At 47.9% G+C, this 24,347-nt stretch carries 19 protein-coding genes and 1 pseudogene; 13 read left to right on the top strand and 7 right to left on the bottom strand.

Going from position 1 to position 24,347, the window contains the following annotated elements:
• Window positions 1-144: 144 nt before the first annotated feature.
• The 3 genes from HP572_RS06250 to HP572_RS06240 are packed head-to-tail and all read right to left on the bottom strand — an operon-like array spanning window position 145 to window position 6,148.
• Entirely contained in the window at window positions 145-1,977 is a 1,833-nt protein-coding gene (locus HP572_RS06250) for a response regulator receiver domain (protein WP_240585099.1), read from the bottom strand.
• Window positions 1,974-4,940: an ATP-binding protein gene (locus HP572_RS06245; protein ID WP_240585098.1), complete on the bottom strand. Its 2,967-nt coding sequence runs from the start codon at window positions 4,938-4,940 to the stop codon at window positions 1,974-1,976. Before HP572_RS06245 ends, HP572_RS06250 begins: the two co-directional genes overlap by 4 nt.
• Window positions 4,940-6,148: a DNA cytosine methyltransferase gene (locus tag HP572_RS06240; RefSeq protein ID WP_240585097.1), complete on the bottom strand. Its 1,209-nt coding sequence runs from the start codon at window positions 6,146-6,148 to the stop codon at window positions 4,940-4,942. The genes HP572_RS06245 and HP572_RS06240 overlap by 1 nt, the downstream gene beginning before the upstream one ends.
• Before the next feature lie 308 nt (window positions 6,149-6,456).
• On the opposite strand from HP572_RS06240, the pseudogene HP572_RS06235 reads away from it, so the two are divergent.
• A pseudogene (locus HP572_RS06235) lies at window positions 6,457-7,570 on the top strand (IS3 family transposase).
• A gap of 246 nt (window positions 7,571-7,816) precedes the next feature.
• On the opposite strand, the gene HP572_RS06230 reads toward HP572_RS06235, so the two are convergent.
• On the bottom strand, window positions 7,817-8,077 hold the full coding sequence (locus tag HP572_RS06230; RefSeq protein ID WP_240585096.1) for a YkgJ family cysteine cluster protein: 261 nt from the start codon (window positions 8,075-8,077) through the stop codon (window positions 7,817-7,819).
• A gap of 354 nt (window positions 8,078-8,431) precedes the next feature.
• On the opposite strand from HP572_RS06230, the gene yeiP reads away from it, so the two are divergent.
• The 8 genes from yeiP (at window position 8,432) to yejF (ending at window position 17,764) form a co-directional block, all read left to right on the top strand.
• The gene (gene yeiP / locus HP572_RS06220; protein ID WP_039357670.1) at window positions 8,432-9,004 is read left to right on the top strand and encodes an elongation factor P-like protein YeiP; all 573 of its coding nucleotides are present in this window, start codon (window positions 8,432-8,434) and stop codon (window positions 9,002-9,004) included.
• A gap of 87 nt (window positions 9,005-9,091) precedes the next feature.
• Window positions 9,092-10,093: a GTP-binding protein gene (locus HP572_RS06215; RefSeq protein ID WP_240585095.1), complete on the top strand. Its 1,002-nt coding sequence runs from the start codon at window positions 9,092-9,094 to the stop codon at window positions 10,091-10,093.
• Between the two features lie 38 nt (window positions 10,094-10,131).
• Window positions 10,132-10,833, top strand: coding sequence for a phosphatase PAP2 family protein (locus tag HP572_RS06210; RefSeq protein WP_240585094.1), 702 nt, complete (start codon window positions 10,132-10,134; stop codon window positions 10,831-10,833).
• A 322-nt stretch (window positions 10,834-11,155) separates the two neighbouring features.
• On the top strand, window positions 11,156-11,737 hold the full coding sequence (mepS, locus tag HP572_RS06205) for a bifunctional murein DD-endopeptidase/murein LD-carboxypeptidase (protein WP_205550928.1): 582 nt from the start codon (window positions 11,156-11,158) through the stop codon (window positions 11,735-11,737).
• Between the two features lie 471 nt (window positions 11,738-12,208).
• Complete coding sequence (locus tag HP572_RS06200; protein ID WP_240585093.1) at window positions 12,209-14,017, top strand: extracellular solute-binding protein; 1,809 nt, start codon at window positions 12,209-12,211, stop codon at window positions 14,015-14,017.
• 9 nt (window positions 14,018-14,026) lie between these two features.
• Window positions 14,027-15,124: a microcin C ABC transporter permease YejB gene (locus HP572_RS06195; protein ID WP_205550932.1), complete on the top strand. Its 1,098-nt coding sequence runs from the start codon at window positions 14,027-14,029 to the stop codon at window positions 15,122-15,124.
• Window positions 15,121-16,146: an ABC transporter permease gene (locus HP572_RS06190; RefSeq protein ID WP_240585092.1), complete on the top strand. Its 1,026-nt coding sequence runs from the start codon at window positions 15,121-15,123 to the stop codon at window positions 16,144-16,146. Before HP572_RS06195 ends, HP572_RS06190 begins: the two co-directional genes overlap by 4 nt.
• Before the next feature lies 1 nt (window position 16,147).
• Window positions 16,148-17,764 carry a microcin C ABC transporter ATP-binding protein YejF gene (gene yejF, locus HP572_RS06185; RefSeq protein WP_240585091.1) on the top strand — a complete coding sequence of 539 codons (1,617 nt, stop codon included), beginning with the start codon at window positions 16,148-16,150 and terminating at the stop codon, window positions 17,762-17,764.
• A 40-nt stretch (window positions 17,765-17,804) separates the two neighbouring features.
• Here the strand turns inward: yejF and HP572_RS06180 are convergent, their stop codons facing one another.
• The 3 genes from HP572_RS06180 to rsuA all read right to left on the bottom strand — a co-directional run bounded on the left by HP572_RS06180 (window position 17,805) and on the right by rsuA (window position 20,459).
• On the bottom strand, window positions 17,805-18,149 hold the full coding sequence (locus HP572_RS06180) for a YejG family protein (protein WP_240585090.1): 345 nt from the start codon (window positions 18,147-18,149) through the stop codon (window positions 17,805-17,807).
• Window positions 18,150-18,532: 383 nt separating this feature from the next.
• Window positions 18,533-19,723 (bottom strand): Bcr/CflA family multidrug efflux MFS transporter, encoded by a 1,191-nt coding sequence (locus HP572_RS06175; RefSeq protein ID WP_205550938.1) that lies wholly within the window; start codon window positions 19,721-19,723, stop codon window positions 18,533-18,535.
• Between the two features lie 40 nt (window positions 19,724-19,763).
• Window positions 19,764-20,459: a 16S rRNA pseudouridine(516) synthase RsuA gene (gene rsuA / locus HP572_RS06170; RefSeq protein ID WP_240585089.1), complete on the bottom strand. Its 696-nt coding sequence runs from the start codon at window positions 20,457-20,459 to the stop codon at window positions 19,764-19,766.
• A gap of 213 nt (window positions 20,460-20,672) precedes the next feature.
• Here rsuA and HP572_RS06165 point away from each other — a divergent pair, with 213 nt between their 5' ends.
• The 4 genes from HP572_RS06165 to HP572_RS06150 all read left to right on the top strand — a co-directional run bounded on the left by HP572_RS06165 (window position 20,673) and on the right by HP572_RS06150 (window position 24,343).
• On the top strand, window positions 20,673-20,912 hold the full coding sequence (locus HP572_RS06165; RefSeq protein ID WP_039485634.1) for a YecH family metal-binding protein: 240 nt from the start codon (window positions 20,673-20,675) through the stop codon (window positions 20,910-20,912).
• Window positions 20,913-20,914: 2 nt separating this feature from the next.
• Window positions 20,915-22,675, top strand: coding sequence for a DEAD/DEAH box helicase (locus tag HP572_RS06160; RefSeq protein WP_240585088.1), 1,761 nt, complete (start codon window positions 20,915-20,917; stop codon window positions 22,673-22,675).
• A 135-nt stretch (window positions 22,676-22,810) separates the two neighbouring features.
• Window positions 22,811-23,095, top strand: a complete 285-nt coding sequence (gene rplY / locus HP572_RS06155; RefSeq protein ID WP_240585087.1) for a 50S ribosomal protein L25 — start codon at window positions 22,811-22,813, stop codon at window positions 23,093-23,095.
• A 99-nt stretch (window positions 23,096-23,194) separates the two neighbouring features.
• Window positions 23,195-24,343 (top strand): DUF1624 domain-containing protein, encoded by a 1,149-nt coding sequence (locus HP572_RS06150; protein WP_240585086.1) that lies wholly within the window; start codon window positions 23,195-23,197, stop codon window positions 24,341-24,343.
• Window positions 24,344-24,347 lie beyond the last annotated feature (4 nt).

Genomic DNA, 24,347 nt, shown 5'->3' with positions numbered 1-24,347 from the left:
TAATACGGTACCTTCATTTCAATCGTCACAGACGTTAATATCATCGATATGATGCATTTATACAGTAACCTGCACCGGGGGAATTCTGTAGATTAATGATAGAAGTGCCGAAGCGATGTCAGCACCTCTGTCTATTAAAGCAAATTAGCCCCACATACTCCTAATATCCTGAAAATCAAGTCCCACTCGAGTTTGAGATGCTCCAAATTTATGCAAGATATTTAATGCATATTCATATCGTAATTCAGCAATTGCAACTGCATTCACATCTTTCATTACCAATGTTTTGATATTTTCCTTTTCTTCTTCTCTGGCAGCATACAGAATAATTGACTGCCCTTCTTTATAATACCCCTGCTCAGTTGCAAAAAAAGTATCCCAGACAATGTTATCTTTTCCTAAAGAATATGCCAAGGGAGTATTGTTTTCATTCAGAAAAAGGTAATCATTACGGTTAGCATTTTTGTTCGCCTCCTTTATTGCGACAGCTTCCAACTTAACAGCTTTAAAGGCTAAATAGGTGTCCCCTATGCGAGATTGCCATTGGTTTACCCTCTGGCCAGGAACCATGTCACACGCAGGGGTAACACAAACCCATTTATCATCTCCAATTTTCAATATGGTGCCAGTTCTTAAGTGATTATTATTTACTGACATGGAGCAACTATATGCGTTTAAAAGCCCTAAGGTCTTATCTTTATCTGCCATGCACTCACTAAAAAAACCTTTGACAAAATCCCTATTCTCTAAAGATGTAGTGCAGCTGGCAGCTTTAATAAGCCTTTTAGAAAAATCTCGTAGCTCTAAACGAGATGCTGTCGCTAGCTGCTCCCAATGTAGATTAATAGCTTTATCATGAGCTGAATCATTGTCAGCTTGTTCCAATAGATTAAAGAGCCATCCAGCTTGAGCTGGTCGGTTGTTTATTATATTACAAGCCTGCTCAATACCTCTTTCATCTAACTCATAACGCATTTTAGCCATAAGGAGATGCATTGGTGAAGCATTTCTCTTAACCAAAGCCGCATGTAATGAACCTACCAACTCTTCGGCTGGATCGTCTGAGCTTTTTCTTATTACTGATATGAATGTCTTCCCTGTGCTTATAAAGTTAGATTCATCATCCCATTCCCATACTAAGTCTGAACCAACCTGTTTTTCAAACTTTACTGCATCTTTTAGTAGATCATAAAACTTCCATTTAAGTAACTCGTTAACTTCTATACCTGCCTCTGTAGAGATCTCATTGATCTGAGATAAAAAACCATACATAACATGTTGTTCATTATGTATATCTGTAAGCGCCTCACTGTTATGAGATGTGTAAGCCCTGAGTATTGAAAGGAAGTCAATCGAACCACCGACCCATGGATAAGCCATGCCATCATTATTCTCATCGAGCCAGTCATTCATTCTAGTATTCGTATCTTCAGATGGGATAAAAGGATTATCGGCATCTATAACAACTAAATTAGAAAGTATTTCAACAAATACATTCTTTATATCCCCAGCATAGCCTTTTGTGTGAACCAAGATCGAATTGTAATGATTGTTTTGGTCAAGAGATTTAATAATTTCTCGAGCTCTAGTTCCATCGTCCTCGGTGTCACCATCCAGATGGTAATCTAATATAATTAAATCACTATGATGTATATGTGGTGGAACTTTGCTGTCCCCCCCAATATTTGGCGACTGCCCATTAAAGACATCCACCCCCCACTGATATTGGGAATGACACATGCTAATGATTTTTTTCAGCCTAGCTATATTTACATCAATATCTACATTTGCATTGGTAGCTGTAGCTGTAGCTGTAGCTGTATTTCCGCCAGCAGGCTGATTATCAGCTTTAGAGAATTGTTGCTCTATTAATGATAAAAGAGTTGGATATTCATCATCAATGACTGTAACATTTCTTATGGTTTTTATAAATGCTTCTTCTATTAAAGAAGAATATGTTATTGCTGTATCAGTCATTTTATCAATCCTTTAAAAGTTAGAGCGAAATTTGCACCACAAAGAATTTTGAAATCATGTCTAGTTTCATAGCGTATACTATGCCCACCAGCCATAAGGTTCTGCTTGCAGAGATACAGACCTACCCCTCGCCCTCCTCTTTGTTTCCGAGTAAAGAAAAGAGTAAATAGACTATCTATATCATCCTCATCAACACCAGGGCCGTTATCACTAACAACTACTTCACCATCCTTGATGGATAGAAGTATTTCTTTATCTACTCTATTTTGCCTTTGCACCCAATAAATTGAATTATTTATTAAGTTTATGAAAACCGGATAAATACGTGACTGTAATTCCATAATGGAAAAATTATTGAACTCAGGAGTGCATGTAAAGGTTATATTGCCATTTTCAAAATATTTAGAGAAATAACCACGTATATACTCGCTTATGCTATGACCTGTAATACTTTGAATTTCTTTCTTGCCAGAAAGCTTCAATGGCGAAAGAAACTTCAATTTATCAATTAATGACTCATGATACGTAAGTGCCAGCTCTAAATTTTTTCTCTGCAAGTCAGTCAGATCGGTATTGCTCATCATTTTCAATGCATGTGTGAGTTCTTGATCAAGCCCATCAAGCTCATGTCCAATGATTTCTACAGTAATGCCAAGTTGAGCTAAAGAATGAAGTCTAGTAATCTCCTCTTGAAACTTTACAGACTCATTCATGCTGTGGATTGCCAATCCTTCCAGATCTATCTGCTCATTAATTCGCTCTAAGGCAGTTATATATGGCGAAAGTTTCTGCCCATTTTCAATCTCTATTTTCTGGTGTTCTGCATCTAACTTCTCAAGTACATATGCAAGCGATATTTTTTGAAGATTTAGATCTTCAAGGCTATCTTCCATAGCATTTTTATATTGTTCACGACAAACTTTAACCAGTTCCTCGAACTCACTTTGTTGCTTCACAAGCATTTCTTTGCCTCGAGAGGCATATCTTGTTATAGCACTATTGATGCTAGCCAGCTTGCTTCGGTAAACCTCGCTTGCTTTCTCGTAATCACTTTTATCGGTTGACTCTTCAATTGCTCGGTTAATTACATATGTAAGACCTTTTATCATTTCTCTACATTGAAGTTCTTCTTTTCTGTAAGAACGATAATCATCCTCTAACCGGCCTAGATTCGTAGGTATTGGACTTAGAGAAAAAGCTTGAATCCGTTCGGCAAACTCATCAACAGCTTTCTTTAAGGCTTGAATGTCATCGATTGAATTTAGATTGATTCTGCTTTCTAAGTTTTGATTAAACTCGAAAATTGTTACTGCTAAACTATGTAAGGAATCTGCATTGTTTTTTATAGCAGTGCGTATTCTTTTTCTTTCTTTGGAAAGAAGTTTGTTGCGATCCTCTATAGCTTTTTGTAAATTCTTCTTCTCCCTGATATCCTCTAAGGCATCCCCTCTTCCTTTAGAGTAACTTCCGAAATGTTTATCAGCAGAATCAATCAATATTTTTTGTACAATCTCTCGGAAGATCTTAGACGCTCGATTTTCAATAAACCCTTCTCGACCAGCTTTATCTTTTAAATTTGGGTTATCGTGACGCGTAATTGCAATACGACCAAACATACGGCGCCCGGACCAAAAATATCTACCAGCATTTTTTGAACGGCGTTCTTCTATTGAAAAATAATCACTATCAGCACGCCCATACGGCATTACTCGTAATCCATCTCGATATACTCTGAACCCAGAATATCTTTCAGATTGTTCAAGAAAGTGTGCATGCTGTGAGTCATTTAACGATGTACTGTTGATATTGAGTTCAAATGCACCAATACGTAAATGAAATGGCCCAAAAGCACTATCTTTTCGAGTTTTATATACTTGCTTTGGTTTGATTACATAATCCTCTATCCATTCCCCAAAGACTTTCACTCGTCCTTTAAAATAGCCATCATTATCAACACTCCCTTCAATAATATGCTCTATATCTTCTAAACTACTTAAGTCAAACTCGCGATTTTCTCCAATAATTACTTTTGGCAATCCATTAACCCAGCCAGTTACACTGTAGTTAAAATCGTTAATCAGTGGTTCGCCATCCCTAGAAAATGGATCAGTAAAATTCGAAAGCGTTTGGAAAAAGCGTTCGCGTGTACTTCTCTCCGCATCGTCAGTTTGGTCAAGAGCAGCATTTGAAAGTTGTATGTACAAATCGTATTGCACATCAGCTATGAACATCGCTGTTCCATGCGAAGACTCACCTGTCCATACAGGCCACTTACTAAAATGCTTCTCTTTAAATACATCTTGAATAAGGGTCTGTTCTATTTTCTTTTGAGTCGTAACATCAAGCCCGTCTTCTTTCTCTTGACGGCTAAATGAATCCCATGCCGCCGCAATTCTTTTCGTTCGCTCAAGATCATTAGAGTCTCCCCATACATTCCCCATCATCTGATCGAACAAAAGAGGGAGAATCTCGATGAGTTCATGTTTGTTGCTAAAGTCTCTAACCGGTATTTGGACATCACTTAAAAACAAAAAAGGATTTTCAAATAAACGCCAATCTATAAGAGCGGCTACATAATCGCTATTATTTCTTTTTGATAACAGCAAAAGTAATGGACCAATAGCTGCGGAAGATAATCGTCCTATTCCTTTTTGACCTTGTTTAGGTCGTTCCGGTAAGCCATCACGGTCATCTTCAGGGATGTTGAACCCATTTGTTTTGGACTCAGTACCAACCACAAGCCATTTAGACTCAAATTCACTTCGGTTCATGCCATGACCATTATCTACAATGGCTGAAACATTGAGTTCACCATCAAATATGTGAAGGACTACATCACGTGCATAAGCATCATAAGCATTCTTCCACAATTCTGAAATTGCTGTAGGGCAATCGGCGATTTGTTCTCGCCCTAAGTGGTCAATAGTCCTTGCTCTAGTTTGAAACGTGACATGATCAGTCATCAAATGCATTCCTTATCAAAATCAATATTTCCACATCCATCTGAATCAACTTCAATCTGCTGCGCTGACAGCAACTTGATAATAGATTTAAGCAATGCTTCACCTAACTTTACTGGAACTGCATTACCTATTTGTTTAGCAACTGCCATAGTTCCCCCATGAAAAATATAGTCATCAGGAAATGTTTGTAGACGGGCTGCATGTCTTAGCGTAATACCATGATGCAGCCAGGGATGGACAAACCTCCCCTTCGAGGGGTTGTTGCAACCAGTAGTTATCGTGTTCGAAGGCAGATGTGGATAAATCCGACCATATACATCCAAATGACCACTATAGTTTTTATGGCAGGCAAGTTGCCTTCCCGATTCGGTTCTATCGCCCAGCAAAGGTGTATTTTTAAACAACAACTGCAATTCAGCCGAGTGTTCCATATGAACATTACATGGATCATCTTTTAGAATCGGTGAACCCCATCGCAATTGCTTTATACGGTATTCTGCCAATTCTCTAGACACATTGAACTTTTCTACTAAACGTTCTTTGAATTCAATTAAAACCGACTCAGGTGGACGTTCGAACACGCAAGAAGATGTAACCCATTCTTGTGGACCAGATTTGGTATGGGTCGGTTCTGGAGGCCAGACAAAGCCACTAGCATCTATATCCGCCCTCACCGCCAGTATAAATGCCCGCTTCCTGTTTTGTGGTACACCGTAATCTCTTGCATTCAGTATGAAAGGTTTCTCACCTATGACCCGATAGCCATGTTCGTGTGTTAATGAAAAGAATTGAGTCAGATACTCAGCATGACGAGGCCAAAGCAGACCAGGAACGTTTTCAACAAGAAAAACCTTCGGCCTGAACTTTTCTACGAAATCAAAGTAACGAAGCAACAATGCGTTTCGAGGATCATCTTTGCCAGCATCATTGATCCGATGTGTCGAAAATCCTTGGCAAGGTGGACCTCCTAGTATCAGGTCTAGTTCTCCAGCCTTTATGCCCTGAAATCTCATTAGAGAATCTATGTCTACCTCATTGATATCTTGAGAAAAAACCTGAGTTTGAGATTCATTACTTTCTACTAAGTTCATGTAATAGGTTTCTGAGGCCAGCTTGTCTAGCTCGATTGCAGCCTGAACATCAATACCAGTTCTGTGTGCTGCAAGAGAAAATCCCCCTGCGCCGGCAAATAAATCAATAGCTTTCAATTTTAGGTACTCAGATTCTATGTTCAGTTCTCAGTATTATACGCAGCATATCCTCCTTGTCCTACCCCTCCAACTTGTGTGAAACATATTCACAAGCCATTGTGCACTTATGGGTTATCGCTTTGTAAGAACTGCTTTTATCTGGGCCACATGTCTAGTTCAACCTAAGTATCAATAGTATGTAGATGGTTCTAAGGCTGGTATCAGCAATTGAATCGCAACAGGTTTAACAGACACCTCAGAGTCATTTAAGATGACTGAAAAGAGAGGTGCTCATGAGCGGTAAACGTTATCCCGAATAGTTTAAAATTGAAGCGGTTAAACTGGTTGTTGACCGCGGCCATTCCATTGCAAGCATCGCCACCCGTCTTGATATCACCACGCACAGCCTTTACGTCTGGGTAAAAAAGTATGGCCCTGATTCATCAGCCACTAAAACGCAGTCCGATGCTCAGTCTGAGATCCGGCGACTTCAGAAAGAATTGAAGCGGGTTACCGAGGATAGAGACATACTAAAAAAAGCCGCGGCGTACTTCGCAAAACTGTCCGACTGAGGTACGCCTTTATCCGTGACAACAGCCATTGCTGGCCTGTTCGTTTGCTCTGCCGGGTTCTGGATGTCCATCCGGGTGGATTTTATGCCTGGCTTCAGCAGCCACATTCACAGCGTCACCAGGCAGAGCAGATGCTGACCGGGCAGATCAAACAGTTCTGGCTTGAGTCAGGCTGCGTCTATGGTTATCGCAAGATCCATCTCGATCTGCGTGATACCGGGCAGCAGTGCGGATTGAACCGAGTCTGGCGGTTGATGAGACGTGCCGGAATAAAGGCTCAGGTCGGGTACCGAAGCCCGCGGGCACGCAAAGGTGAAGCCAGCATCGTGGCACCCAACAGGCTTCAGCGGCAGTTCAATCCAGACGCCCCCGATGAGCGTTGGGTGACGGACATAACCTACATCCGAACCCACGAAGGCTGGCTGTATCTGGCTGTGGTGGTTGATCTGTTCTCCCGAAAAGTTATCGGCTGGTCAATGCAACCCCGGATGACAAAAGATATTGTCCTGAACGCATTATTGATGGCGGTGTGGCGGCGTAATCCTCAAAAACAAGTGCTGGTTCATTCTGATCAGGGCAGTCAATACACAAGCCATGAGTGGCAGTCGTTCCTGAAATCATACGGTCTGGAAGGCAGCATGAGTCGTCGCGGTATCTGCCCCGACAACGCGGTTGCGGAAAGCTTTTCCAGCTACTGAAACGCGAACGGATAAAGAGAAAGATCTACGGAACGCGGGAAGAAGACCGCAGCGATGTTTTTGATTACATCGAAATGTTTTATAACAGTAGGCGTCGGCATGGTTCGAGCGATCAGATGCCACCGACAGAATATGAAAACCAGTATTATCAACGGCTCGGAAGTGTCTAGATTATCCGTGGCGATTCAAAAACAACCTATAAGAATACGCAACCAGATAAAGAATATGGATATATAAATCTTCGATTTGACTCTGAATTCACCCTAGTAACGAAACGTCGTGGCGCTGCGAAATCAGAGAAAGCTCCTTCTTCGGCCCTTGTAAGGGTGATGGCAGAAAATGAGGCATTGCGAAGGGAGTTCGAAGAATTAAAAAAAGAAAAATACTTGAGTCGGAATACTTGATTGCAAAAATGCTTACCTGGAAGGGGTCGTTTCCTCTTCCAGTTTGATAAGGTAAATCAATGCTTCTTCACGGTTTGCTGCGCACATATCAAGAGACGGCACCAAGCTAGCGCATACTCTAGGTCGCAAAGTCGATCCGAAGATATTGCATAAGTTATCTTCCGATAACTGAACACACCTGACATTGGCTGGCTTACCCTGCGGCATTCCAGGGATAGGGCTTGATATAGAAGGAGCGATGCAGCATGCACCACAATCAATACGGCACTGCATTAGCCCCCCTGATAAGACCGTTGAATTTCCCATGACTTTAACAGCAGATCACAATATCCGATAGCCTGCTTCAGACCCTTTGATTTCATACTATGAGTAATTGACTATTAGGCTTACCGTGCGGCAGACCCGGCATCGGCGTTGAAATCGATGGCGCGGTACAACAGGCACCGCAATGGGAGCGACAGTCCATCAGCAAACTCTCCGGTGGGCTGACAAGAAGTAGAGAGCGCCACGATATCAGCCCCGTCGTCAAAAACCAATATCAGCCCCTTCATCTTATACTTGCCTGAACCTTCTGGCGCGAGTAACGTGTCGCCACAAAAATCACACTCCTTATAGCAGGTAATTTTTATGGCAAGAGCGAACGAGATTAAACGCGGAATGGTCGTTAACTATAACGACAAGTTATTGCTGGTAAAGGACATCGACGTCCAGAGCCCCAGTGCCCGCGGTGCCAGCACGCTGTACAAAATGCGTTTTTCTGATGTCCGTACGGGTTTGAAAGTGGAAGAGCGTTTTAAAGGCGACGACATTATCGATACCATCACGCTGACGCGCCGCACGGTGACTTTTTCCTATATTGACGGCGACGAGTACGTCTTTATGGATGATGAGGACTACACCCCTTACCTCTTCAAAAAAGATCAAATAGAAGACGAGCTGCTGTTTATCCCTGAAGGCGGCATGCCAGGAATTCAGGTGTTGAGCTGGGACGGCCAAATCATCGCGCTGGAACTGCCACAAACGGTCGATCTGGAAATTGTTGAGACGGCACCGGGTATTAAAGGTGCCTCCGCCAGTTCACGCAACAAACCTGCGACCATGAGCACCGGTCTGGTTATCCCCGTTCCAGAATATCTGAGCGCTGGTGAAAAGATCCGTATTCATATTCCAGAACGTCGCTACATGGGTCGCGCAGACTAACATTCTACATTGTGCTTCCCGCTCAATACTTGTCGCCGGATGAACTATCCGGCACACGTCAACCCTCCCCCGCATTAGGAGCCAGCCATGCTAACGAAAGTCAATTTGATTACAGGGTTTCTCGGTAGTGGAAAAACCACCACGATCCGTCATCTTCTGTCGCAAAAGCCTGAAGACGAAGTCTGGGCGGTGCTGGTCAATGAATTCGGCGAAGTAGGCATTGACGGCGCGCTACTGGCGGACAGCGGTGCGGTGTTGAAAGAGATTCCCGGCGGCTGCATGTGCTGCGTAAACGGCTTGCCGATGCAGGTTGGCCTGAATATGCTGCTGCAACAGAAGAAGCCCCATCGGCTGCTCATCGAACCTACGGGGCTCGGCCACCCGAAACAAATTCTCTCCTTGCTGACGAGTGATATCTATCAGCCCTGGCTGACATTACAGGCTACGCTGTGTCTGTTGGATGCTCGCCAGTTAAGTGAAACGCGTTACACGGAAAATGAGAATTTCCGCGATCAGCTTGCCGCCGCGGATATGATTATCGCCAACAAGCGTGATACTTATACCGCCGACGATCTCGCGGCCTTACAGCAGTGGCAACAGGCAAGCGGTGATGGTCGACAAATTATCGAGGCCAGTCAGGGAAATGTGGGCTGGCAACTGCTCGATCAGCCTCGCCCCACTTCATCGCAAGAACGTATGCGCGAACTGCCGGACGGTGCGCATCACCACGCGCATCAGCCCAAAAATGGCTTGGCCGCACTGCAATTACCGGGTGGACAACCCTGGCGACGCTCTCTCAATCAGGGACAGGGCTACCACGCCTGCGGCTGGATATTCGCACCTGAAACCGCTTTTGATACCGCCGCCCTGCTGGACTGGGTCCGCCTTTCTCCTGTGAGTCGGGTTAAAGGGGTGATGCGTATAAAGGAAGGGACGCTCGTCGTGAACCGTCAGGGACACGATCTGCATATAGAAACCCGATCGGCAGCACCGATTGATAGCCGTATCGAAGTCATTAATGAAACACCAGCAGAATGGAACACGTTACAAGCCTCATTGTTAAAGGCTCGTTTAGCTAACGTGGAGTAAACTGGAGTTTTTTCGTCTTTGTTTGGATGGTTTGCCTTATGTCATTTGCCCGTTTTTCTTCTATTGTAGTGCTCAATGTGTTGGGCATCGGTCTATTTTTATCCTGGTATCTACCGGAAAATCATGGTTTTTGGCTCACGCTCGACAGCCATATCTTTTTCTATTTCAACCGTCTCTTGGTTGATAGCCCGACGTTTTTACATCTGGTTGCCATTACCAATAACCGCGCTTTTGACGGTTTTGCGCTCGTTGCGATGGGATTGCTGTATTTGTCGTTTTATCTAAAAGCGACCTCAGCAGAGCGCCGTCGTTTGTTGGTCCTCGGTTTTATCATGCTGTTAACTGCCGTCGTGCTGAATCAGGCAGGGCATTTATTACCGGTGCAACACGCCAGCCCAACGCTCTATTTTAGTGACGTCAACCGCGTTTCAGACTTAACCGGTATTCCGACCAAAGATGCGTCATCGGACAGCTTCCCCGGCGACCACGGCATGATGTTGATGATCTTTGCTGCTTTTATGCTGCGCTATTTTACCCGTACCGCTTTTGCTATCGGTCTGGCCATCATGGTGATTTTCTCATTGCCTCGCATCATGATTGGTGCACATTGGTTTACCGATATTGCCGTCGGTTCTCTGTCGGTTGTTCTGGTCGGACTAAGCTGGTGGTTATTAACGCCAGCAAGCGATGCCGCTATTGCCCTATTAAATCGGCTATTACCTAAAAAATCGACAGTATAAATCTCTATGATTTCAGATTTTTTACATCGACATTTTTTAGCTGAATACATCATTAAATCTTATAAATAAAATGGTTAAAACTTCTCGCAATCCTGCTGCTGTTGCGGTAGTCTCGTTCAAGTTTGCTTTTTAGCGCACACTGAACTACCAGCGGCAAGAGAAATAATGTGCATTCCGGCACATTTTCACCGATGAGTGTTTGGCTAAGAAGAAACTCTGATTTAGTCTGAGTCTCGTTTTCGTTTGGCATTTATACCCCAATGAAATGGGGATACTACATAGCGATATTTATCGTTAAGGACAGCAAGGGAACATAACAATAATGGTCAAGTCTCAACCGATTCTGAGATATATCTGGCGGGCAGTGCCTGCCGTTGCGGTAGCAATGATGCTTTCCGCATGTGGAACTAATAGTGCATACAACAATAAAGCTCAAACTGATATGCATGCAGTTAATGACAAAGATGGTCTTTTACTGCAAGCCTCTCAGGATGAATTTGAAGCACTGGTTCGTAACGTGGACATCAAGTCCAAGTTGCTTAACCAATATGCCAGTTGGAAAGGTGTTCGTTACCGTTTAGGCGGTGATAGTCGCCGTGGCATTGACTGCTCAGCTTTCGTTCAGCGCACGTTCCGCGAACAATTTGGTATGGATTTACCGCGTTCAACCTATGAACAGCAAGAGATGGGCCAGCAAATTCAGCGTAGTAAACTGCGCGTTGGCGATCTTGTTCTGTTCCGTGCAGGTTCGACCGGTCGCCACGTTGGCATTTATCTCGGCAACGATCAGTTCGTCCACGCATCAACCAGCAGTGGTGTCATCATTTCTAAAATGACAGAAGACTACTGGAATAAGCGTTATCAGGAAGGACGTCGTGTCCTGAGTAAAGGAAAAACCAGCTAAGCAATATCGCTCCCTTGCTGTGATATTGTTTTGTTAGTAAAAGAACTTTGCTGTTAGCCAACGAAACCAGACGACATCAACGCCGCTTATCACCATAAGCGGCGTTTTTTTATGATGGACATCCTTGTCCATCACCCTGCGGGCCGTTGCTGCGCAACGTTGAAAAACGTTCCCTACGTTTTTTTATGCCCAATTCCCCCCCCCCCGAATATCACCGAGTTCCTCCCCTTCTGCGGCACACTGCGCAAAATATGACTTGTTCAACAACCTGAAACATTAACAGGCCGTGATTAAGGTAGGTTTATCACCTAATTTCATGATAAAAAGAAAACACGCAGCTTCCCAATGGGAATGTTAATTATTTCAAGAACTTTATGCCGAGGAAATCGGCATTGTGATGTTACGGTATGGCATGTCTGCATCAAACGACGCCCAGCCAGATAACGTCCACTCGCAGGAGATTACCGTCAGATGTTAAAACGCGTTATCGCTGCCGTATTGCTTTGCACGGCCCATTTTGGGGCGCATGCCGAGACGATTGAAAACAGCACCAGCTTTGCACTTTTGGGGGAGCCCAAATATGCCGAGAACTTCAGTCATTTTGATTACGTGAACCCTGATGCTCCCAAAGGCGGCAGTATCACCCTCAGTGCATTGGGCACCTTTGACAATTTCAACCGTTACGCGCTACGTGGCGTGGCAGCAGCACGTACTGAACGCCTCTACGATTCGCTCTTTGTCTCCTCTGATGACGAGCCCGGCAGTTATTATCCGCTGGTCGCACTGACAACACGCCATTCGGCGGATTTCCGCTGGATTGAAATCGAGATGAATCCCAAAGCCCGCTTTCATGATGGCTCACCAATCACCGCAGCTGACGTCGCGTTTACCTACAATATGTTTATGACTCAAGGCGTGCCGCAGTTTCGCATCTATTTTAAAGATGTCACCGCCAAAGCCGTTGCACCACTGACCGTACGTTTCGATTTTCCTGTATCCGACAAAAACCGAATGTTCAGTCTGATGACATTGCCCATCATGTCGGAGAAATTCTGGAAGAATCATAAACTCAGCGATCCACTATCGTATCCACCACCGGCCAGTGGCCCTTACCGCATCACCGCCTATCGCACCGGACAATATGTTACCTATTCACGCGTGAAAGACTATTGGGGTGCCGACTTGCCGGTCAATAAAGGCCAGTACAATTTCGATAGAATCCGCTACGACTACTATCTCGACGACAGCGTCGCGCTGGAAGCGTTTAAAGCCGGCGCTTTCGACCTGCGTGAAGAAGGTTCACCAAAGCATTGGGCAACACAATATCAGGGCGGCAACTTTGCGCGCGGCTATATCATCAAACAGGATCAGGTCAACCAATCCGCTCAGGATACGCGCTGGCTGGCATTCAATATTCAGCGACCGCTGTTTCAGGATCGACGCGTGCGTCAGGCGTTAGCACTGGCATTTGACTTCAACTGGATGAACAAGGCGCTCTATTACAACGCTTATCAACGTACCGATAGCTATTTCCAAAACACCGAGTATGCCGCTAAAGGCGAACCCAGTGCAGAGGAACTGGCATGGTTGACGCCGCTGAAGGACAAGGTGCCAGCCGAGGTCTTTGGCCCCAGCTATCAACCCCCCTCCTCCGATGGCAGCGGCTATGATCGACAAAACTGGCTGAAGGCACTCAAACTGCTGGAAGAGGCTGGCTGGGAATTGAAAGATCAAAAGCTGGTCAATAGCAAAACCGGACAGCCGTTTACATTTGAACTGCTATTGCCAAGCGCTGGCAACTCGCAGTATGTCCTGCCCTTTCAGCAGAGCCTGAAAAAGCTGGGCATCACCATGAACGTACGTAACATCGACAGCACGCAGTTTAACAACCGTATCCGCAAGCGGGATTTCGATATGACGGCCACGGTTTACAGCGCATTCCTTTACCCTAGTGATGACCTGCAAATCCGCTGGAGCTCACAGTATATCGATTCGACCTACAACAGACCGGGGGTCAGCGACCCTGCGATTGATTCTCTCATCGCGGAAATCGTTAAGCATCAAGGGCAGAAAGTCCCCCTGCTGTCATTAGGTCGCGCGCTGGACAGGGTATTGACCTGGAATCAGCTCATGATCCCAATGTGGTATTCCAACCATGACCGTTTCGCCTATTGGAACAAGTTTGCCATGCCCGCTGTACGCCCGGCCTATTCGCTGGGTTTTGATGGCTGGTGGTTCGATACCAAACAGGCGGCTACGCTGCCCGCAGAGCGACGTTAAGGAATAAAAATGGGAACGTATCTGTTACGCCGCCTCTTGCTGGTTATTCCAACTCTGTGGGCAATCATCACAATTAATTTCTTTATTGTGCAAATTGCCCCCGGCGGCCCGGTAGATCAAGCCATCGCGGCAATTGAAATGGGTCACGGCAGTGGTTATACCGCCAGTAGCGGAATGGATGCCGGAATGGCACGAACAGGCACCAGCGGCGCACCAAACATCGAGAACGCTTACCGGGGTTCACGCGGGCTTGACCCAGAAGTCATCGCAGAAATCACCAAACGCTATGGCTTCGATAAGCCGATCCATGAGCGCTATTTTAAACTGCTGTGGGATTACGTACGTTTTGACTTCGGCGACAGCCTGTTCCGGGGTTCTTCGGTGATGCAGCTCATTAAGGAGAGCATGCCGGTTTCGATTACGCTGGGGCTGTGGAGTACGCTGATCGTCTACCTAATTTCCATTCCTCTTGGCATTAAGAAGGCCGTAAAAAATGGCACGCCGTTCGATACCTGGAGCAGCACGTTAATCATTATCGGCTATGCCATTCCAGCATTTTTGTTTGCGATCATTTTGATTGTGCTATTCGCGGGCGGCAGTTACCTGGACTGGTTCCCGCTTCGAGGGCTGGTTTCCAGCAATTTTGATACCCTGCCTTGGTACAGCAAGATTACCGACTATTTGTGGCATATCGCGCTACCGGTTCTGGCTTCCGTGATTGGCGGTTTCGCCACGTTGACGATGCTCACCAAGAACTCCTTTATGGATGAGATTCGTAAGCAGTACGTGGTTACTGCGCGCGCTAAAGGGCTGGATGAAAAGAGCATTCTCTACCGCCACGTATTCCGTAATGCCATGTTGCTGGTGATTGCCGGCTTCCCCGCCACGTTTATCAGTATGTTTTTCACCGGCTCTCTACTGATTGAGGTGATGTTCTCACTCAACGGGCTGGGCCTGTTGGGCTATGACGCCACGCTGCAACGTGACTATCCCGTCATGTTCGGCACGCTGTACATTTTCACGCTGATCGGCTTATTGCTGAATATCGTCAGCGACATCACCTATACGCTGGTGGATCCGCGTATCGATTTTGAGGGACGCCAATGAGCCGCTTAAGCCCGATTAATCAGGCGCGCTGGGCACGCTTTAAAAGTAATCGTCGCGGTTACTGGTCGCTGTGGATTTTCATGGTGCTGTTTATCGTCAGCCTGTTTTCCGAATTGATCGCCAACGACAAACCGCTGTTGATGAAATATGACGGCCAGCTCTATACGCCGGTGCTCATTGACCACAGCGAGAGGACGTTCGGCGGACAGTTGGATACCACCGCCGACTTCCGCGATCCTTATATCGCCGAACGTATCAGCAGCCACGGTTGGGCCATCTGGCCGCTGATTCACTACAGTTACGACACCATAAACTACGCCACTACCGCATCCTTCCCCTCTGCACCAAACTGGCAGAACTGGCTGGGCACGGATAGCCAGGGGAAAGATGTGGTCGCTCAGGTGCTGTATGGCTTCCGTATCTCACTGCTGTTCGGTCTGGCGCTCACGATCCTGTCCAGCGTGATTGGTATCGCCGTCGGTGCAACACAGGGCTATTACGGCGGGCGTCTCGACCTATGGGGGCAACGCTTTATCGAAGTTTGGTCCGGCATGCCGACACTGTTTCTGATTATCTTGCTGTCCAGCGTGATTCAGCCGGATTTCTGGTGGCTATTAGGCATTACCGTCCTGTTCGGCTGGATGAGTCTGGTTGGCGTGGTACGGGCGGAATTTCTGCGTACCCGAAATTTTGACTATATTCGTGCCGCGCAGGCGATGGGCGTCAGCGACCGCGCCATTATGTTCCGCTGCATGCTGCCAAACGCGATGGTCGCTACGCTGACCTATCTGCCCTTTATTCTTTGCGGCTCGATTACCACGCTGACATCGCTGGATTTTCTCGGCTTTGGTCTGCCGATGGGCTCGCCATCATTAGGCACTTTATTGCTGGAAGGGAAAAATAACCTTCAGGCGCCGTGGCTGGGCATTACCGTATTTATGGTGCTTTCCATTGTGCTTTCCTTACTCATTTTTATCGGCGAAGCAGTGCGCGACGCCTTTGACCCCAGCAAGGCGCATTAATATGTCCAGTTCACCTTTATTGCAGATAGATAATCTCAGCATTGCCTTCCGCAAAGGCGGTCAGGAGCAGCGCGTTGTCGACCAGCTTTCACTGGCGGTGAACGCGGGTGAGACGCTGGCACTGGTCGGTGAATCAGGTTCGGGGAAAAGCGTCACCGCGCTGTCGGTTTTGCGTTTGCTCCCCTCCCCGCCCGTGGTTTATCCGCAAGGGGATATCCGCTTCGCAGGGCAATCGCTGCTGCATGCTGATGAAAAAACACTGCGCCAGATACGCGGCAATCGGATCGCGATGATCTTTCAGGAACCGATGGTGTCGCTTAATCCCTTGCAAAGCATCGAGAAACAGCTGATTGAAGTGCTTTCGCTCCACCGCGGCATGCGCACCGAGGCAGCCCGCAGCGAAGTCATCACCTGTCTGGATCGCGTGGGTATTCGGCAGGCTAAGAGTCGATTGAATGATTTCCCGCACCAGCTTTCCGGCGGGGAACGCCAGCGTGTCATGATTGCGATGGCACTGCTGACACAGCCAGATTTACTGATTGCCGATGAACCCACAACGGCATTGGACGTGACCGTTCAAGCGCAAATATTGAAATTGCTGAACGAGCTGAAGCAGGAACTGGGGATGAGTTTACTGTTCATCACCCATAACCTGAATATTGTCCGCCAGTTGGCAGATAACGTGTCGGTCATGAAAGCCGGTCAGGCCGTGGAGCATAATAGCTGTCAGCAGCTTTTCAGCGCACCGCAGCATCCCTACACGCGCCAATTGCTGGATGCAGAACCGTCGGGCGAGCCGCTTCCGGTAACGGATGACGGTGAACCTCTTTTGCGGGTGGAAAAACTGCACGTTTCGTTTCCCATCAAACGCGGCCTTTTACGCCGTACCGTTGACGAAAAGCAGGTAGTGAACAATATCAACTTCACCTTACGACGCGGCGAAAGTCTGGGTCTGGTGGGGGAATCCGGTTCAGGAAAAAGCACGACCGGACTCGCGCTGCTGCGACTGATTCAATCACGTGGCGATATCTGGTTTGACGGCCAGCCATTGCAAGGGCTAACCCGTAAGCAAATGCTGCCTTTCCGCCACCGGATTCAGGTTGTCTTTCAGGATCCGAACTCCGCGCTGAACCCACGGCTGAATGTGGAGCAAATTATTGCTGAGGGATTGACCGTCCATCATAAGTTGAGCAAAGAGGCACTCGACCAGCGCGTGGTTGAGGCGATGCAGGAAGTCGGGCTGGATCCCACGACCCGCTACCGCTATCCCGCCGAGTTTTCCGGCGGGCAGCGTCAGCGTATCGCTATCGCGCGCGCCCTGATACTGCAACCGGAGCTGCTGATCCTTGATGAACCAACATCATCGCTGGACAGAACGGTGCAGGCGCAAATTCTGGCGCTGCTGAAATCATTACAGGAAAAGCACAAAATCGCCTACCTGTTTATCAGCCATGACTTACAGGTTATCCGTTCGCTGTGCCATCAGGTTATTGTGTTGCGACAAGGCGAAGTGGTCGAACAGGGTGAATGCAAACAGGTATTCGCGCACCCTGCCGAGCATTACACGCGCGAACTGCTACAGTTTTCATCCTATTCGGTGGAAACGCAGTCAGCCTAAATGAGGGAATACCGCAGCGTCAGTCTGCTGACGCTGCGGTTTAAAAGGGGTATTGTGCTGATACGGACTCAGCGATAGCGACACCAACATTCTTCAGACGGCACATTGCCGTGCTTTCATCATTGCGATGCAAAAACAGGCACGGTTCGCCTTCCCATTCCAGAACGGCGCATTCAACCTGAATTTCAGACAGAGACTGATGCAAATGGTGCATGATTTTCCATGCAATATCGCCGTCATGGCTCAACAGCTTGAGACCAATCAGGTTGTTATCTTCTTCTCTGCCGCTCAGCGGAATCGGTTCAACATTGATGCCTGTAAAACCCGATAACCAGCGATAACTTTGCGGCAAACGATGAACTACCGAAAGTTGGAAACTGTCCACTACTGTTTTCCTCAGGTAATAATTCACAAAATAGTAACATATTTATCATAGTAGCGTGTTCACACCATTTCTTGCCACTTTTAGTGAACAAAAAAACAACAAACACGCTTTTTTCATATCGTTCTAGTGGTTAACAGCTCTGATTGCAAGGGCTATTAATGCCAAACTGATCACGAATCTTTCTTCTTTTCCGGCTATATGTAACCTTTTCCATTTAATATCTCAACCCTTTTCAGCCCATTTGTTCACTTTTGGGTCAAATATTTTACATTAACAAAACAAAAAACCATGCCAGGGTAGCGCCTTAAGAAGGAAAATGGGGAATCAGAGAGAACAGACTCAGATGCAGGAACATCTTTCCTGCATCTGAGAAGAAGGGAAAATCAGGACGCGGGGGAACGGGCTGCGTACAGATACAGCAGAAAGGCACCTATCGAACAGAGTGCCATTGATAGCACCATCGGCCAGGCGCTGTTGAATGAGGCCAGCGATAGGATAACGCCTACGATCGCCCCCAAGCCGAAGCGTAGCGTGCCAGCCAACGACGAGGCCGTCCCTGCCATATGCGGGAAATCATCGAGAATCACCGCCATCGCATTCGACGCCACCATCGCAATACAGCCGACAAACAGTGCCACGCCAAACACCAGCGGTAAGAACCCGAGATCGAACAGGCAGACAATCACCAACCATATTCCCATCGCAAACTGGATCACCAGCCCTGCGCGGAACATCGCCAGCGCGCCCAACCGCCGTACATTGCGGCTGTTAAACAACGTCACCACAAAGAGAAAGACGACGTTCAGGGCAAAGTAGTAGCCGAAATTCTGAGGAGAAACGCCATACAGATTGATATACACAAACGGCCCGGCACTCAGGAAGGAGAACATGCCGCAAAACGACAGTCCGCTTGCCACCATATAGCTGAACACCCGCTTATGACGGAACAGGATGGCAAAATTCCCGATGGTGGTACGCAGATGAAATTTCTGCCGCTTAGCGGGCGGTAAGGTTTCTTTGATAAAAAAGAATATCAGCGCTGACGCCAGAAAAGCCGCACCCGAGATCGTCCAGAAAATGGAATGCCAGCTAAACCACAGCAGCAGCCAGCCACCAGCAATGGGCGCAATGAGCGGCGCGACGGTCATCACCAACACGACAAACGACATCATGCGAGAAAAATCATCCCGCGAGAACATATCGCGCATTAGGGCATTAATCACCACCGCAGCCGCCGCAGCGGAGACACCGTGCAGAAAACGCATGTAGATCAGCTGCTCTACCGTTTGTGCCAGCGCACAGGCCACGCCTGCAAACGCAAAAACCAGCGTACCGCCGAGAATCACAGGCTTACGTCCCAGACTGTCCGCCATCGGCCCGTAGAACATCTGGCCAATCGCAAAGCCCAGTACATAGGTACTGAGCGTCATTTGGACATGCCCGTCCCCCACGCCAAATTCGTTAGCAATAGTCGGCAACGCAGGTAAATACATATCGATAGCTAACGGCATTAGCATCGAAATCAGGCCGAGAATAAAGATCAGCCCGAAATGAGAAGAGCGGCGTAATTGCACTAATAACTCCAGATAAGAAAAAAGGTCATGCTATGCAGCATTATTTTACGCTGGCGATCTCCTCAGCACTTAACTCCCGGTATTCACCCGGTTCCAGCTCGCTATCCAGATAGATGCCACCGATACGTTCGCGATGCAGCTCAACGACCCGATTCCCCACTGCCGCAAACATCCTTTTGACCTGATGATAGCGACCTTCGCTAATCGTCAGTCGAACGACATAATCCGTTATCTTCTCAAGCGTAGCGGGTTTGGTGAGGTTCTTCTCGTTATGCAGTTGCACACCCGCTGTAAATTGCGCGGAGGTGTCCTCGGCCAGCGGCTGTTCCAGCGTTACCAGATAGGTTTTTTCACACTGGTGCTTAGGCGAGGTAATGCGATGCGACCATTGCCCGTCGTCAGTTAGCAGTACCAGTCCCGTGGTATCGATATCCAGACGCCCTGCCGCGTGCAGTTTGTACGCCACCGGGACATCCATGAAATACAGAATGGTGGGATGATCGGGATCGTCCGTTGAACAGACGTAGCCCTGCGGCTTATTCAACATGAAATAGCGCGGGCCATTCTGTTGTTTCAGCGGATTGCCGTCAAACTCAACATGATGCTCAGGGGATAACTTGAACGCGCCGCTTTTTACCACTTCACCATCAACGGTAACACGCTCTGCATGGAGTTCACGCGCTACCAGTGAGCGGCTAATTTCCAATTGCTGGGATAAAAATTTGTCCAATCGCATTAAAACTCACTGCCTGTCTCAAATAACTACCGATCTCAAATCGTGAGATCGCGAATTGTGAGATCGTAGTATAACGGGGCTTTGTCCGCTCGTCCTGCAATTCACCGTCCATAAGTGGCTCTTTTTAGCCAGCCTTCAGGCTGCTCGGCCCTCGCGCCAGGTATTATCAGCAGGCATAATAGGGACAATTTTTTATCTTTTGAGGGCAACCGCATGTCATCTATTCACGGCCATGAAGTTTTGCAAATGATGCTCGCGTCCGGTGAGTCGTTTACCACTGAACAGTTGATTACCACCATAGAAGACCGCTTCGGCAGCGCAGCGCGCTTTCATACCTGCTCCGCCGAAAATATGACGGCTTCAATGCTGGTGCAATTTCTGTCTGAACGCGGGAAATTCATCCCGCACGATGCAGGCTTTACCACCAGCGCCAGTAAAATCTGCCAGCACTAGTTATGTCGTTCACACTACGGCCTTACCAGCGTGAGGCTGTTTCCGCCACACTCGACTATTTTCGCCGTCACACCCAACCGGCCGTCATCGTTTTGCCTACCGGTGCGGGGAAAAGTCTGGTTATCGCCGAACTGGCGCGGCTTGCCCGTGGTCGTGTACTGGTGCTCGCACACGTCAAGGAACTGGTCGCGCAAAACCATGCCAAATACTGTGCCTTGGATTTGGAAGCGGATATTTTCGCGGCAGGGCTACAGCAGCGAGAGAGTCAGGGAAAGGTGGTCTTTGGCAGCGTGCAGTCCGTCGCGCGTAATCTCGATCAATTCGATAGTGCCTTCTCCCTGCTGATCATTGATGAATGCCACCGCATTAGCGACGACGATAACAGCCAATATCAACAAATCATCCAGCATCTGCAAAAGACTAACCCACAGCTGCGGCTGCTCGGCTTAACGGCGACGCCCTACCGGCTTGGCAAAGGCTGGATATATCAGTATCACTATCACGGCATGATCCGTGGCGACGAACGCAGTTTGTTCCGCGACTGCATCTATGAGCTGCCGCTGCGCTATATGATCAAGCATGGCTTTCTTGTACCGCCAGACCGACTGGACATGCCAGTGGTGCAATATGATTTCAGTAAGCTCGTCGCCCGCAGCAACGGGCTATTCAGCGAAGCCGACCTGAACCTCGAACTCAAACGTCAGCAGCGTATTACGCCGCACATCATCAGCCAGGTCATCGATTATGCGCAAACGCGGCGCGGCGTGATGATTTTTGCGTCCACCGTCGAACATGCCAAAGAAATTACGGCCTTGCTACCGGCCGGACAGGCTGCATTGGTTAGCGCCGATACGCCAGCGGCTGAACGTGATGCGCTGATTGACGCCTTTAAACAGCAGTCGCTGCGGTATCTGGTCAACGTGGCGGTGCTGACGACCGGGTTTGATGCCCCGCATGTCGACCTTATTGCTATCCTTCGACCAACAGAATCCGTCAGCCTGTATCAGCAAATCGTCGGGCGTGGTTTACGTTTGTATCCGGGGAAAACGGACTGCCTGATTCTGGATTACGCTGGCAACCCGCACGATCTCTATACGCCAGAAGTCGGCAACAGCAAACCGCATGCCGGCAGCCAGCCGGTACAGGTCTTCTGTCCCGAATGTGGCTTTGCCAATCTGTTCTGGGGGAAAACGACCCCGGACGGCGACATCATTGAACACTATGGCCGCCGCTGTCAGGGTTGGGAAATAGCGGAAAGCGGCCAACGCCAGCAGTGTGATTTCCGGTTTCGTTTTAAAGTCTGTCCGCACTGCGGCGCGGAAAACGACATTGCCGCGCGGCGCTGCCACCAGTGTGACGAGGTATTGGTCGATCCTGACGATATGCTGAAAGCGGCGCTGAAGCTGAAAGATGCATTGGTTTTACGCTGTAGCGGCATGAGTTTCGAGCAGGGACAGGATGCGAAAGGAGAATGGCTGAAAATCATCTACCACGATGAGGACGGTGCCGAAGTTAGCGAACGTTTTCGTCTGCACACTACCGCTCAGCGCCACGTTTTCCTGCAACAGTTCTTACGTGTTCACCAACGCGCACCGGGAACCCCGTTTAACTGGCAAAATGCCGCTGACGTCATCGCACAGCAGCTGTTATTACGCGCACCCGATTTTGTCGTCGCCCGTAAACATGGAAAATTCTGGCAAATACGCGAAAAGCTCTTTGATTATCAGGGACGCTTCCGCCGCGCCAACGAGCTCCGCGGCTAAGTAATTTTGGGATTCATTTGCCCGCAGAGCCATATTCCGCTAGAATTCAGCCCGCTTTTGTTCGCAAAAGCTGAATAACCCAACCTGCTGCTGGGTCGCCTGTAGCAGGATTACTTTATATAAGTAGAGAAGAAAATGATTACTATCAAAGCAGAAGCACGTCAAGGTCAGGGTAAGGGTGCGAGCCGCCGCCTGCGTTCAGCTGGTAAATTCCCAGCCATCGTTTACGGTGGTTCAGAAGCACCAGTATCTATCGAACTGGATCACGACTCAGTAAAAAACCAAGAAGTGAAAGAAGGCTTCTACGGTGAAACCGTGATCCTGTCTATCGATGGCAAAGAAGTTCAAGTTAAAGTTCAGGCTGTACAACGTCACGTTTACAAGCCAAAACTGACTCACATCGACTTCGTTCGCGTTTAGTTTGCGCTGAAGTTGTTTTCCGGGACGCCGGAAAAGAAGAACGCCGCTTATGCGGCGTTTTTTTTATAAAAATTGGTTCATTCACAAAGGAATGTGAACATGTCTCGTGATATCTCACAGCGACTTATCGCTATCGATGCCCTGCGCGGTCTGGTTATGGTACTTATGCTACTGGACCATGTGCGGGAAACCTTTTATCTACACCTGCAACTCGCCGATCCGATTGATGTAACCAGTACCGATCCCATGCTATTCATCAACCGTACGCTGGCGCATCTGTGTGCTCCCGTGTTTGTCTTTTTAACCGGGCTTTCTGCCGCGCTTTATCATCAGAAAGTGCAAGATCGCCGACAAACCGCCCTCTTCCTGTTCCAGCGCGGCTTAATTCTCATTCTTCTTGAGCTCACGCTAATCAACTTCGCGTGGACGTTCCAGTTCCCGCCGCAGGTCATTTACTTACAGGTCATCTGGGCCATCGGCATGAGCATGCTCGCCCTCAGCGCGCTGATCTGGTTACCTGCCGGGCTGGTTTTCATAATCGGTATCATTATCGTGGGCGGACATAACCTGCTGGACCCTCTGCATACTTCAGCAGGCTCCATCTGGTCCATTCCCTGGGCGATTTTGCACGATCGCGGTTGGATAGACATCGGCGACACATTCCGTATGCGTACTTCATACCCGGTATTGCCTTGGATTGGCGTCATTTCACTTGGCTACGTGGCTGGGGCATTATATCGAAAAGAGGTCTTTCCGCTTCAGCGCCAGAAAGTCCTGCTCACTCTGGCAGGGATCACGCTAGCACTGTTCTTCGTTCTGCGTAGCATCAATCTGTATGGCGAAAAGCCCTGGCAGCGGGGGGATGTCATCACACAGACGCTCATGAGTTATTTCAACATCACGAAATACCCGCCATCGCTGCTGTTTCTCTGCCTGACGCTGAGCATCGGGCTTTGTCTGCTTGCCGTGTTTGAGCGTCAGCAGCAACGGCGCTGGCTCGTTATACTGGCGAGTTTCGGTGCCGCACCGATGTTTTTCTACCTACTGCATCTGTATGTTTTAAAAGGAATGTATTTAACCGCTATCGCGATCTGGGGAAAAAATCAGGGAGAATGGTTCGGCTTTTCCGCCGTCTGGCAATTGTGGGTATGTACTGTGGTGCTGATGGTCGTGTTATTTGCGCCGGTTCGCGCGTTTGCCCGCTTAAAAGCCCGCCGCAGAGACATCCGCTGGCTTAAATACTTCTAATCAC

The organism is Pectobacterium sp. PL64 (assembly GCF_022477975.1).
GTDB lineage: Bacteria > Pseudomonadota > Gammaproteobacteria > Enterobacterales > Enterobacteriaceae > Pectobacterium > Pectobacterium jejuense.
Note: the sequence above shows the minus strand (reverse complement) of the source record. Positions and strands in the feature narration are given on the sequence as shown.

What these genes read in the sequence shown, in the direction of transcription:
- HP572_RS06250 (WP_240585099.1), bottom strand. Translation starts at nt 1,977, where the DNA reads ATGACTGATACAGCAATAACATATTCTTCTTTAATAGAAGAAGCATTT.
- HP572_RS06245 (WP_240585098.1), bottom strand. Translation starts at nt 4,940, where the DNA reads ATGACTGATCATGTCACGTTTCAAACTAGAGCAAGGACTATTGACCAC.
- HP572_RS06230 (WP_240585096.1), bottom strand. Translation starts at nt 8,077, where the DNA reads ATGCAGTGCCGTATTGATTGTGGTGCATGCTGCATCGCTCCTTCTATA.
- yeiP (WP_039357670.1), top strand. Translation starts at nt 8,432, where the DNA reads ATGGCAAGAGCGAACGAGATTAAACGCGGAATGGTCGTTAACTATAAC.
- HP572_RS06215 (WP_240585095.1), top strand. Translation starts at nt 9,092, where the DNA reads ATGCTAACGAAAGTCAATTTGATTACAGGGTTTCTCGGTAGTGGAAAA.
- HP572_RS06210 (WP_240585094.1), top strand. Translation starts at nt 10,132, where the DNA reads ATGTCATTTGCCCGTTTTTCTTCTATTGTAGTGCTCAATGTGTTGGGC.
- mepS (WP_205550928.1), top strand. Translation starts at nt 11,156, where the DNA reads ATGGTCAAGTCTCAACCGATTCTGAGATATATCTGGCGGGCAGTGCCT.
- HP572_RS06200 (WP_240585093.1), top strand. Translation starts at nt 12,209, where the DNA reads ATGTTAAAACGCGTTATCGCTGCCGTATTGCTTTGCACGGCCCATTTT.
- HP572_RS06195 (WP_205550932.1), top strand. Translation starts at nt 14,027, where the DNA reads ATGGGAACGTATCTGTTACGCCGCCTCTTGCTGGTTATTCCAACTCTG.
- HP572_RS06190 (WP_240585092.1), top strand. Translation starts at nt 15,121, where the DNA reads ATGAGCCGCTTAAGCCCGATTAATCAGGCGCGCTGGGCACGCTTTAAA.
- yejF (WP_240585091.1), top strand. Translation starts at nt 16,148, where the DNA reads ATGTCCAGTTCACCTTTATTGCAGATAGATAATCTCAGCATTGCCTTC.
- rsuA (WP_240585089.1), bottom strand. Translation starts at nt 20,459, where the DNA reads ATGCGATTGGACAAATTTTTATCCCAGCAATTGGAAATTAGCCGCTCA.
- HP572_RS06165 (WP_039485634.1), top strand. Translation starts at nt 20,673, where the DNA reads ATGTCATCTATTCACGGCCATGAAGTTTTGCAAATGATGCTCGCGTCC.
- HP572_RS06160 (WP_240585088.1), top strand. Translation starts at nt 20,915, where the DNA reads ATGTCGTTCACACTACGGCCTTACCAGCGTGAGGCTGTTTCCGCCACA.
- rplY (WP_240585087.1), top strand. Translation starts at nt 22,811, where the DNA reads ATGATTACTATCAAAGCAGAAGCACGTCAAGGTCAGGGTAAGGGTGCG.
- HP572_RS06150 (WP_240585086.1), top strand. Translation starts at nt 23,195, where the DNA reads ATGTCTCGTGATATCTCACAGCGACTTATCGCTATCGATGCCCTGCGC.